Source organism: Jannaschia sp. L-14R (assembly GCF_056857695.1).
The window spans coordinates 658,157-669,637 of record NZ_JBSXNP010000011.1; the positions used below are offsets into that span (position 1 = coordinate 658,157).

Here is an 11,481-nt window from a genome sequence, read left to right on the forward strand (position 1 = left end):
GCCGACCTCCGCTACACCATCTGAACCATGGGGAGGAACATCATGACCGGGCGCACAAAAATCACCGATGAGGAGGCGCTTGCCTACCATCTTGATCCCAGACCGGGAAAGATCGAGATCAATGCATCCACCGCGATGGCGACGCAACGCGATCTGTCGCTGGCTTATTCCCCCGGCGTCGCCGTCCCCTGTGAAGCAATCGCGAAAAGCCCGAGTTTGGCCTACGATTACACCACAAAGGGCAATCTGGTGGCGGTGATTTCCAACGGCACTGCCGTGCTGGGACTGGGCAATCTGGGCGCGCTGGCGTCGAAACCGGTAATGGAAGGCAAGGCGGTGCTGTTCAAACGCTTCGCCGACGTGAACTCGATCGATATCGAACTCGATACCGAAGACGTCGACGCCTTCGTGGCCGCCGTCAAGCTGATGGGCCCGTCGTTCGGCGGCATCAACCTCGAGGACATCAAAGCGCCCGAATGCTTCATGATCGAAAGCCAGCTGAAAGAGGCGATGGATATTCCCGTCTTCCACGACGATCAACATGGCACCGCCGTGATCTGCGCCGCCGGGTTGATCAACGCGTTGCACATTTCCGGCAAGAAAATCGAAGACGTCAAGATTGTCCTGAACGGGGCCGGTGCGGCAGGAATCGCCTGCCTGGAGCTGCTCAAGACGATGGGTGCGCGACATGAGAATTGCGTAATGTGCGACACCAAAGGTGTGATCTGGCAGGGCCGGACCGAAGGAATGAACCAGTGGAAGTCGGCGCATGCGATCAAGACCGACTTACGCACGCTGGATCAGGCGATGAAAGGCGCAGATGTATTTCTGGGCGTTTCGGCCAAAGGTGCGGTTACACCTGAAATGGTCTCTGACATGGCGGAAAACCCTGTGATTTTCGCAATGGCGAACCCCCACCCCGAGATCACGCCCGAAGAGGCACATGCCGTCCGCCCCGACGCCATCGTGGCGACAGGACGCAGCGATTACCCCAACCAGGTCAACAATGTACTGGGCTTTCCCTATCTGTTCCGGGGTGCCTTGGACATCCACGCCCGCGCCATCAACGATGAGATGAAGATCGCATGCGCGGAGGCGCTGGCAGCCCTGGCCCGTGAAGACGTTCCGGATGAGGTTGCGATGGCCTATGGGCGTAAATTGTCCTTTGGCAGAGACTATATCATCCCCACGCCCTTCGATCCGCGATTGATCCATGTGATCCCGCCCGCCGTTGCGCGCGCTGGCATGGACACCGGCGTCGCACGGCGTCCGATTGTCGATATGGAGCGGTATACCCACGATCTGGCCGCACGGATGGACCCGACAGCGACTATCGTTCAGGGTATTTCCGCCCGTGCGCGCCAAGCTCAGGCCCGGATGATCTTTGCCGAGGGCGACGACCCCCGAGTGCTGCGCGCCGCCGTCGCCTATCAACGCAACGGATATGGCAAGGCTTTGATCGTCGGACGCGACGAGGATGTGCGGGCCAAGCTGGAGACGGCGGGCCTAGGAGATGCCGTTCGCGAGCTGGAGGTAATCAATGCGGCCAATACCCGCCACCTCGATCAATACAAGACATACCTCTATAAACGTCTGCAGCGCCAAGGCTTCGATGCGCAGGATATTCATCGTCTGGCCAGCAGGGATCGCCATGTCTTTGCGGCTTTGATGTTGGCGCACGAGCATGGTGACGGACTGGTCACCGGCGCAACCCGAAAATCGGCGCATGCAATTCGCCTTCTGGATCATGTGTTCGATATTCAGAACAACCCTCAGGCGGTTGGCATCACCGCTCTGCTGCATCGGGGCAGGATCGTTCTGATCGGCGATACGCTTGTCCATGAATGGCCCGAGCCTGAAGACCTCGCCACGATCGCCGAGGCGGGCGCGCGCGTTTCTCGTGGGCTTGGAATGGAACCGCGCGTGGCCTTCGTCAGTTTTTCTACTTTCGGATACCCAGTTAGCGAGCGCGCAGAAAAAATGAACCGCGCGCCTGCTGTTCTGGAAGCGCGTGGGGTCGATTTCGAGTTTGAGGGCGAAATGACTGTCGATGTCGCCCTGAACGCCGAAGTCGCGGCCAACTATCCATTTTCGCGTCTCACCGGACCGGCAAACGTCCTGGTGGTTCCGGCACGCCATTCGGCGTCGATTTCCGTCAAGCTGATGCAGGAAATGGCGGGAGCGACGGTCATCGGGCCGATCCTGACCGGAATTGACCGTCCGGTCCAGATCGCATCCACCGGCTCCACTTCGTCGGATATTCTGAACATGGCATTGCTGGCTGCCTGTCGAGTAGGCGGATGACCGGTGTTCATAAGTATTATGCTGCACCTGCACTTGATAATGCTGCATTGCGGCATATTTTTTGGCAGGGACGTCTGCAAAGACAAACACCTGTCAGGAGGCTTCGATGGCAGAGATGAAAACTATACTGGACCTAGTTCGTACTGGCCGTCTCGGGGACGCTACGGACAAGATCCAATCTCTTCTTCGCGGTTCCCCGACCGGAACGTTTCAGGAAGAGATGCCGATGCGGGATGTCACCCCCGTGTCACGCGCACTGCCTGATGGTGCCCCGTCTCCGAAGCCAAAGCGCGGCAAGGCGGTACGACCCAGACGGGTCGTAGCCGATACTGGCATGGTCCGCGAAACAGGACTGCTTCCTTACCGTCTCTTTTCGCCATCCACTCCATCCGACGACGCGCCACTGATCGTCATGCTGCACGGCTGCACCCAGACACCCGAAGATTTTGCCGCAGGTACCCGGATGAATGCCGCCGCCGAAGCCATTGGTGCGCACGTCATCTGGCCCGAGCAATCGCGCGCTGCGAACGCCAATGGCTGCTGGAACTGGTTCGAGCCGTATCATCAGGGTCGTGCCGGAGAGGCTGCGGCGATCGTGTCGGTCGTCGGCGACGTGCTTGCCCGGATCGGTGGAACCCGCAAGGTTCACGTTGCCGGATTGTCAGCCGGGGGCGCGATGGCCGCCATTCTGGGTGCGCATTATCCCGAAGTCTTCGCTTCGGTTGGCATCCACTCCGGTTTGCCGGTCGGGTCTGCGCAGGACGTGATGTCGGCTTTCGGTGCGATGCGATCCGGGGGCGATGCCGTGCTGCCACTGGCCGTTCCCGCCATCGTCTTCCATGGTACGGCAGACAGCACCGTCGCACCTGTCAATGGTGCTTCTTTCCTGCCGCCGGATATGACCGATGCCGACCGCAGCGAGGTCACTGCGAACGGGCGCCGTGTCACCGTCTCGCGCGCAGCCAAACGCGGTCAAACCCTGGCGACCGAGTTATGGCAGGTTGAGGGGTTGGGTCATGCGTGGTCGGGCGGTCACCACTCCGGCAGCTATGCCGACCCCGCCGGACCCGATGCAACGGCGGAGATGGTGCGGTTCTTCCGCGAGGCTTCGATCACCTAGAATATCAAAGAAGAAGGGCACCCTGTTCCAAGGGTGCCCTTCGCCGTATCATATTCGATGGCGCTACTGCGTCATTCCATCCCAGAAGCCTTTGACCTTTCGGAAAAAGCTGTCGCCTTGCGGATTGTTGTCGGCGTCGATCTTGTCAAACTCCTTCAACAGTTCCTTCTGGCGGGACGTCAGGTTGACCGGCGTCTCGATGGCCAGTTCTATCATCATGTCACCCGAGCCGCCGCCCCGCAACGCGGGCATCCCCTTGCTCCGAAGGCGCATCTGTCGCCCGGTCTGCGACCCGGCTGGCACCTTAACCCGGCTGCGTCCGCCATCGATGGTCGGCACCTCTACTTCGCCCCCAAGGGCCGCGGCGGTCATCGAGACCGGGACCGTACAATAGAGGTTCACACCGTCGCGCTGAAAAATCGGATGATCGGCTACGTCGATGAAGATATACAGATCGCCGGTTGGCCCGCCGCGCAACCCCGCCTCGCCCTCGCCGGACAAGCGAATACGGGTGCCGGTTTCGACGCCGGCGGGGATGTTCACCGACAACTGCCGTTCTTTTTCAACGCGTCCACCGCCGCCGCAGACCTTGCACGGGTTCTTGATGATCTGGCCCGCGCCCGAACAGGTCGGGCAGGCGCGCTCGACAGTGAAGAAACCCTGCTGGGCACGCACCTTGCCCATGCCCGAACAGGTCGGACAGGTCGCGGGTTCGGATGCGCCTTCGGTGCCCTTGCCGTTACAGGTGGAACACTGCACGGCGGTCGGAACGGTAATTGTCTTTTGCTGTCCGGCGAAGGCTTCCTCCAACGAAATCCGCATGTTGTATCGCAGATCCGAGCCACGGGTCGCACGCGCCCGACCACCACCACCGCGACCGGGCTGGCCACCCATGAAGTCGCCGAACAGGTCTTCGAACACGTCCGAGAACGCGCTGGCAAAGTCTCCTTGCTGGGCCCCCGCAGGTCCGCGACGCGGTCCACCATGGCCACCACCGCCCATGCCGCCCTCAAATGCGGCATGACCAAAGCGATCATAGGCAGCCTTTTTTTCGGGGTCCTTTAGGACGTCGTAGGCTTCGTTCGCTTCCTTGAACTGCGCTTCGGCGTTCGGGTTGTCGGAATTGCGGTCCGGGTGCAGTTCCTTGGCCTTGGCCCGGAACCCCTTTTTGATTTCGTCCGGCCCGGCCCCCTTCGACACGCCGAGCGTCTCGTAGTAGTCACGTTTCGCCATTACTCAGGTCTCCAACGAAAAGACCGGCCCGCTTGGGGCCGGCCTTGTCTGTCATTCAAAAGACGATCAGGCCCGCTTCTCATCGTCGAGGTCCTCGAAATCGGCATCCAGGATCTCATCCTCGCTCTCGTCGCGGGGACCATCGGCCGGTGCGGCTTCATCCCCTTCTTCGGCAGCAGCCGAGGCTTTGTAGATCGCCTCGCCCAGACGCATCGCGGCTTCGGATACGTTCTGGATACCGGATTTGATCTTGCCGGCATCCTCCGAGTCCATCGACTCTTCCAGCGAAGTGACGGCTAGCTCGATCGCTTCGACGGTGGACGGATCGACCTTGTCGCCATGCTCTTCCAAGGACTTCTTGGTCGAATGGATCAGGCTTTCGGCCTGGTTCCGGGCTTCGACCAACTCACGACGTCCCTTGTCTGCTTCGGCATTCGCCTCAGCATCCTTGACCATCTGTTCGATGTCTTCATCCGACAGACCGCCCGACGCCTGGATTGTAATGTGCTGCTCGCGGCCGGTGCCCTTGTCCTTGGCGCTGACCGACACGATGCCGTTGGCATCGATATCGAAAGTCACTTCGATCTGCGGCAGGCCGCGCGGGGCGGGCGGGATATCGTCGAGGTTGAAGTTTCCGAGCATCTTGTTGTCGGACGCCATCTCGCGCTCACCCTGGAAGACCCGGATTGTGACAGCGTTCTGATTATCCTCGGCGGTCGAGAAGACCTGGGATTTCTTGGTCGGGATCGTCGTGTTGCGGTCGATCAGACGAGTGAACACACCACCCAGAGTCTCGATCCCCAAGCTCAGCGGAGTCACGTCCAGCAGGACCACATCCTTGACGTCGCCTTGCAAGACACCGGCCTGAATGGCGGCACCCAGAGCCACGACTTCATCGGGGTTCACGCCTTTATGCGGCTCTTTCCCGAAGAACTTGGTGACCTCTTCAACAACTTTGGGCATGCGGGTCATACCGCCGACCAGAACGACTTCGTCGATATCCGACGTGGACAGGCCCGCGTCTTTGAGCGCATCCTTGCAGGGTTTGATCGACGCCTTGATCAGATCGCTGACCAACGATTCCAGCTTGGCACGGGTCAGCTTCATGACCATGTGCAGCGGCTGACCATTGGATCCCATCGAGATGAAGGGCTGGTTGATCTCGGTCTGATTGGCCGAAGACAACTCGATCTTGGCCTTCTCCGCCGCCTCTTTCAGGCGCTGAAGGGCCATCTTGTCCTGTGTCAGGTCGGTGCCATGCTCTTTCTTGAACTCCTCGGCGAGGTAATTCACGATCCGCATGTCGAAATCTTCGCCACCCAGGAAGGTGTCGCCGTTGGTCGACTTGACCTCGAACAGGCCGTCATCGATTTCCAGAATGGTTACGTCGAACGTACCGCCGCCAAGGTCATAAACCGCAATGGTGCGCGTTTCTTTCTTGTCGAGACCATAGGCCAGCGCGGCCGCCGTCGGCTCGTTGATGATACGCAGCACTTCCAGACCGGCGATCTTGCCCGCGTCCTTGGTGGCCTGACGCTGGGCGTCGTTGAAATACGCGGGAACCGTGATGACGGCCTGCGTGACGTCTTCGCCCAGATACGATTCGGCCGTTTCCTTCATCTTCTGAAGGATCAGCGCGCTGACCTGAGCGGGGGAATACTTTTCACCGCGCACTTCGACCCAGGCGTCACCATTGCTGGAGACGACGTTAAACGGCAGGTTCTTCTTGTCTTTGTTCAGATGCTCATCGTCGAACCGGCGACCGATCAGACGCTTGATGCCGAAGATGGTATTTTCAGGGTTGGTGACGGCCTGACGTTTGGCGGGCTGGCCCACCAGACGCTCGTTTTCCGTATAGCCGACGATGGACGGCGTAGTGCGGGCCCCTTCCGCGTTTTCGATCACACGGGGTTGCGACCCGTCCATGATGGCGACGCAGGAGTTGGTGGTCCCGAGGTCGATACCGATGACTTTTGCCATTTCGAATAGTCCTCTCTTGGCGATTTGCTCGAACCGGAGCCCTCTCAGGCGCCCCAGCCCTAATCCCAGGTTAAAATCGTTGCGGTCGGAAACTGCCCGCCCGCGGATCAGGGGGTATATAAGGAGGGGGTTTTACGCTCGCAAGGATGTGAAGGGGGCGAATTTGACGGAAACATCAGACAGCCACCCGCGACGCGACGTTCGGGGCGTACAGGTTTTCGATGGCTTTCTGGATGCGGTGGCGCAGGCGGCGATGGTCGCAGACGTACGCGCGATTGCTCGTGCCGCCCCATTCGTGGTGCCTGTGACACGACGGGGCCAGCCATTATCGGTCCGCATGACCTCGGCCGGTTTGTTGGGATGGGTGACAGATCGGCGGGGCTATCGGTACGAGGCACGGCATTCCTCGGGGGTGCCATGGCCCCCAATTCCCGGCAGCGTGCGCGCGGTATGGGATGCTGTGGTGCCCGGTGCACGTCCGCCGGAAAGTTGTCTGGTCAACTGGTATGGCCCCGATGCGCGGATGGGTATGCATCAGGATCGGGACGAAGGCGATTTCAACCAGCCGGTCGTATCGATCTCGCTGGGTGACGACGCGCTGTTTCGCATCGGCAATGTCGAACGCGGCGGCAAGACCGAATCGCTCTGGCTGCGGTCCGGCGATGTGTTGGTTCTCAATGGAGCGGCGCGGTTGCTGCATCATGGGGTGGACCGGGTCGCGCCGGGAACATCGACCTTGTTGGACGCGCCAGGACGAATCAATCTGACGCTGCGGGTGGTGAGTGACGAGACAAGTGTGCCTTCGAGATAACTATCTTACGGCGCGAGCGTGCAGCATCCCGACAGGACCTGCTCGCCGAAGACTGCGTCAAGGGACAGCCGGTTTCGCAGGTTCAGCACATCGTCTGCCGCCACGTCGAACAGGCGGGCCAGACGTCCTGCGTTGCCTGCACGGGGTTGACCTGAAAACCAGCCAGCACCCCGAACAGGATCGGCAGCATAACCCCTCATTTCCCTGCGAACCAGGACAGGGACGCATGACGGCGGGTATAGAATTCACCCATCAGGCCGATCACCAGAAGAACCAAACCGACCTTCAGAGGATACTGCCAGCTGGTGTAATGCGGATTGTAATTGATAAATGTGTATCCCCGCGACTGATCGATGGCGTGGAACAGCGGGTTCCAGTCGAAGAACGCCAACATCTTGGCCGGCAGCATGTTGGCTACGAACATCTTGCCCGAGGCGATCATGTTCACCCTGCTGTAGATAGAATTGACGACCTGGACGAAGTTCGGCGCCCAGGGCTTCAAGGCGAGCAGGACCATGCCGATGGCCACCCCGACAAACCATGCCAACAGGAACATCATTGCCGCGCCGCCAAAATTTTCAATGACAATCGGGTTCCAGGCAACGTGGACACCGAACAGGATCAGGAACATTGACAGCGATTGCACATAAAGCGACCCCAAGGCCGCTGCTGTGATCGATATCACTGTGTTCATCGGCGCATGTTTCATCATTGGCGAAGCCGGGCCCTCGGCCCCGACGACGGCGCCCATCGCCTTGATGTGGGTCATGAACAGAAAGACGCCTGTCATGATGTAAAGAATGAAGTCGCCCCGGATGGCATTGCCGCGCAGTCCGAGAACGCTGAACATCACGACGAAGGCGGCGATGAAGATCACCGATTGCAGAATGCTCATGAACAGCGCCTGAAGGCCACTGGAATGGCCCTTTCGGATCTGCCGGACCGTGGCATGAAAAATCAACTCTGCCAGGGTAAACGCACGAGTCGTCATCGTATCCCGGCGTTCGATCTTGAACATTGACGCTTCCTGCCTGCGCTTGCCCCTTGCCGGGACCTTACCATAAGCCTGCCGTGTCAGCGACAGCGTTTCCAGGGGGATCTAGGCATGGAATTCGACAAAATGATGTTAACGCTTCGCAAACTTGCGTTGCAGGCAGGTGACCGCATCATGGAAATCTATGCTGACCCAAAATTCGAAGTGCGTTCAAAATCAGACGAAAGTCCGGTAACCGAAGCCGATGAAGCCGCTGACACGCTGATTTCCGCTGGCCTGCAGGCGGCTTTCCCCCATGCTGCGTTAATCACCGAAGAACAGTCGGCGACCCATGATCTGGAAGCTGGAAACTTTTTCATCGTTGATCCTCTGGATGGCACGAAAGAGTTCGTGAAACGTCGTGGCGATTTCACCGTCAATATCGCTTGGGTCGAAGATGGCACGCCGGTCCGGGGGGTGGTCTACGCCCCTGCCCGCGACCGCTTGTTCTGGACCCAGGCCGATGGCACGGCAGTCGAGGAAACGGGCCCTTTCAATCAGGACAAGATCGGCATTTGCACCCCTATTTCAGTCTCTAAAGCGGATAATTCGGCCCTTTCGGTCGTGGCCAGCAAGTCGCATCGCGATCAGGCAACAGATGATTACATCGGCAAATATGCGGTCTCGGATCTGAAATCCGCAGGTTCATCCCTCAAGTTCTGCCTGGTCGCCACGGGCGAAGCGGACCTGTATCCGCGACTGGGTCGAACGATGGAATGGGATACCGCAGCAGGGCATGCCGTGCTGTCAGGTGCGGGCGGTCAGGTGGTGCGTTTTGACGATCACACACCGCTGACATATGGCAAGCCGGGCTATGAGAATCCGTTCTTCATCGCGCTCGCTCCGGGGGTCGATCTCAAAAAGCATTGATTGTCAGGCATCCAGCATATTTCTGTGTCACGCGATAAGGAATTCTGAACTTGAGAGAGTGGTCAAATGAAGCGGACAGTCACTAAGGCAATCTTCCCGGTCGCAGGCCTGGGAACGAGATTCCTGCCGGCTACGAAATCGGTTCCGAAGGAAATCATGACGCTCGTGGATCGGCCCCTGATCCAATATGCGATCGACGAAGCGCGTGCGGCCGGCATCAAGGAGTTTATCTTCGTGACATCGCGCGGCAAGTCGGCGCTGGAGGACTATTTCGACGACAGTCCCATCCTGGAGCAGGAACTTCGCAAGAAGAAAAAGCTGGATCTCCTGGAAGAATTGAAGCGCACGACGATGGATTCGGGGCAAATCGCCTATATTCGGCAGCACCGCGCAAAAGGGCTGGGCCATGCCGTGGCCTGCGCGCGCCGTATGATCCACAATGAACCCTTCGCCGTGATCCTGCCCGACGATGTGATCGCCGCCGAAACGTCGTGTCTTGCCCAGATGATCGAGGCTTATGCCGAAACCGGCGGCAGCATGGTCGCCGCAATGGAGGTCGCGCCGGACCGTACCTCATCCTACGGTATCCTGGATGTGGATAGCACGGATAGTCAAACCTCCAGGGTGCGCGGTATGGTGGAAAAGCCCGAAGCCGGGACCGCACCGTCGAACCTGGCCGTGATCGGGCGCTATATCCTCAGTCCGAACGTGATGAAGCACCTGACCGGGCTGGGTGCCGGTGCGGGTGGCGAGATACAGCTGACCGATGCCATCGCCCGAGAGATCGACGGCGACGGCGTCTATGGGTTTCGCTTCGAAGGGCAGCGATATGACTGCGGATCCAAGGCCGGGTTTTTGCAGGCAACGGTCGCCTTCGGGCTGGCCCGGCCCGACCTGCGGGATGAGCTTTCCGCCTTCCTGTCCGATCTGAGCCTGAGCGGAACTTAACCTGGCATGTCGCGTCCTGCTGACCTCTGGCTGGCCTACAAGCTGCGCTGGAGACGTCGGCGGCTGTTGCTTCGGTCGTTTGCGAAGCGACGGCAACTGACACCGCTGCGTGATCGCACCGACGATATTGCGGCAGGCGCAATCCTTTGCTTCGCGACGGTGCGGAACGAAATGGACCGCCTGCCGTATTTTGTGCAACACCACCGCGCGCTTGGTATCGATCACTTTCTGATCGTCGACAATGACAGCGACGACGGGACGGCAGAGTGGCTGGCCGATCAGCCCGATGTGTCGACCTGGACCACGCCGCATGGATACAAGGCGTCACGCTTCGGCGTCGATTGGCTGACCGTGCTGCTTGCACGATACGGGCACGGCCACTGGTGCCTGACGCTGGATGCGGATGAATTGTTCGTTTACGCCCATCATGATCGTCGAAATCTGCGCGCATTGACGGATTGGCTGGACGTGACCAGGCGGCCGACGATGGGCGCGATGATGCTGGACATGTATCCGCGCGGGGCACTGGGATCGGGTGCGTCGGACCCTGAAAAAGACCCTATCGCGGGCATTCCATACTTCGACGCCGGCAATTACGTCATCATCCGCCAGCCCAAACTCCAGAACCTGTGGGTACAGGGCGGGCCGCGTGCGCGCGCGTTCTTTCGCGCCGATCCGCGCCGCGCACCGACCTTGTCCAAAGTGCCGCTGGTGCGATGGAATCGACGATATGCCTATGTCAGCTCTACGCATTCGTTGCTGCCGCGATATCTGAATCATGTCTACGACACGCAGGGGGGCGAAGCTCCGACGGGTATCCTGCTGCACACCAAGTTTCTGCCGACAATTCTGTCAAAATCCGTCGAAGAAATGTCACGTCGCCAACACTTTGAAAATTCAAACCTCTATGACGAGTACTATGACGCTCTGGCCTCGGGCCCAGTTCTCTGGACTGAAGCTTCGACGCGATATCATGGCTGGCAACAGCTTGAAGGCCTCGGTCTGTTGTCGAGGGGCGGGTGGGATTGATGCGTAAACAGTTGCGAAATAGAATCATGCGACAATCTTCGGCAGGTGCCCAGATTGATTTATCAATGGAAACAATGGTCAAAGTCCAATTGGGGAATAATGATGTGTTACGGTGGGGTCTGGCAACGCGATGGGACTGATTTCGTCCTACAG

The 11,481-nt window shown here is 59.4% G+C and carries 10 protein-coding genes; 6 read left to right on the plus strand and 4 right to left on the minus strand.

The window, feature by feature from the left end:
* The first annotated feature begins 42 nt into the window (after nucleotides 1–42).
* On the plus strand, nucleotides 43–2,304 hold the full coding sequence (locus AC13C2_RS16015; protein WP_482887420.1) for an NADP-dependent malic enzyme: 2,262 nt from the start codon (nucleotides 43–45) through the stop codon (nucleotides 2,302–2,304).
* 334 nt (nucleotides 2,305–2,638) lie between these two features.
* On the plus strand, nucleotides 2,639–3,424 hold the full coding sequence (locus AC13C2_RS16020) for an extracellular catalytic domain type 1 short-chain-length polyhydroxyalkanoate depolymerase (protein WP_217638775.1): 786 nt from the start codon (nucleotides 2,639–2,641) through the stop codon (nucleotides 3,422–3,424).
* Between the two features lie 63 nt (nucleotides 3,425–3,487).
* Here the strand turns inward: AC13C2_RS16020 and dnaJ are convergent, their stop codons facing one another.
* Complete coding sequence (dnaJ, locus tag AC13C2_RS16025) at nucleotides 3,488–4,657, minus strand: molecular chaperone DnaJ (RefSeq protein ID WP_092759454.1); 1,170 nt, start codon at nucleotides 4,655–4,657, stop codon at nucleotides 3,488–3,490.
* Between the two features lie 66 nt (nucleotides 4,658–4,723).
* Nucleotides 4,724–6,637, minus strand: a complete 1,914-nt coding sequence (dnaK, locus tag AC13C2_RS16030; protein ID WP_092759452.1) for a molecular chaperone DnaK — start codon at nucleotides 6,635–6,637, stop codon at nucleotides 4,724–4,726.
* Between the two features lie 163 nt (nucleotides 6,638–6,800).
* Here dnaK and AC13C2_RS16035 point away from each other — a divergent pair, with 163 nt between their 5' ends.
* The gene (locus AC13C2_RS16035) at nucleotides 6,801–7,448 is read left to right on the plus strand and encodes an alpha-ketoglutarate-dependent dioxygenase AlkB family protein (protein ID WP_482887421.1); all 648 of its coding nucleotides are present in this window, start codon (nucleotides 6,801–6,803) and stop codon (nucleotides 7,446–7,448) included.
* Between the two features lie 5 nt (nucleotides 7,449–7,453).
* Here AC13C2_RS16035 and AC13C2_RS16040 read toward each other — a convergent pair whose 3' ends face one another.
* Nucleotides 7,454–7,648, minus strand: a complete 195-nt coding sequence (locus AC13C2_RS16040) for a hypothetical protein (protein ID WP_482887422.1) — start codon at nucleotides 7,646–7,648, stop codon at nucleotides 7,454–7,456.
* Nucleotides 7,645–8,466 carry an ABC transporter permease gene (locus tag AC13C2_RS16045; RefSeq protein ID WP_092759448.1) on the minus strand — a complete coding sequence of 274 codons (822 nt, stop codon included), beginning with the start codon at nucleotides 8,464–8,466 and terminating at the stop codon, nucleotides 7,645–7,647. The genes AC13C2_RS16040 and AC13C2_RS16045 overlap by 4 nt, the downstream gene beginning before the upstream one ends.
* A gap of 87 nt (nucleotides 8,467–8,553) precedes the next feature.
* Between AC13C2_RS16045 and cysQ the strand changes: the two genes are divergently transcribed.
* From cysQ to AC13C2_RS16060, 3 genes are all read left to right on the plus strand, one after another.
* Nucleotides 8,554–9,351 (plus strand): 3'(2'),5'-bisphosphate nucleotidase CysQ, encoded by a 798-nt coding sequence (gene cysQ, locus AC13C2_RS16050; protein WP_482887423.1) that lies wholly within the window; start codon nucleotides 8,554–8,556, stop codon nucleotides 9,349–9,351.
* 66 nt (nucleotides 9,352–9,417) lie between these two features.
* Entirely contained in the window at nucleotides 9,418–10,299 is an 882-nt protein-coding gene (gene galU, locus AC13C2_RS16055; protein WP_482887424.1) for a UTP--glucose-1-phosphate uridylyltransferase GalU, read from the plus strand.
* 6 nt (nucleotides 10,300–10,305) lie between these two features.
* Nucleotides 10,306–11,328 carry a glycosyltransferase family 2 protein gene (locus AC13C2_RS16060; protein WP_482887425.1) on the plus strand — a complete coding sequence of 341 codons (1,023 nt, stop codon included), beginning with the start codon at nucleotides 10,306–10,308 and terminating at the stop codon, nucleotides 11,326–11,328.
* Nucleotides 11,329–11,481: the final 153 nt, after the last annotated feature.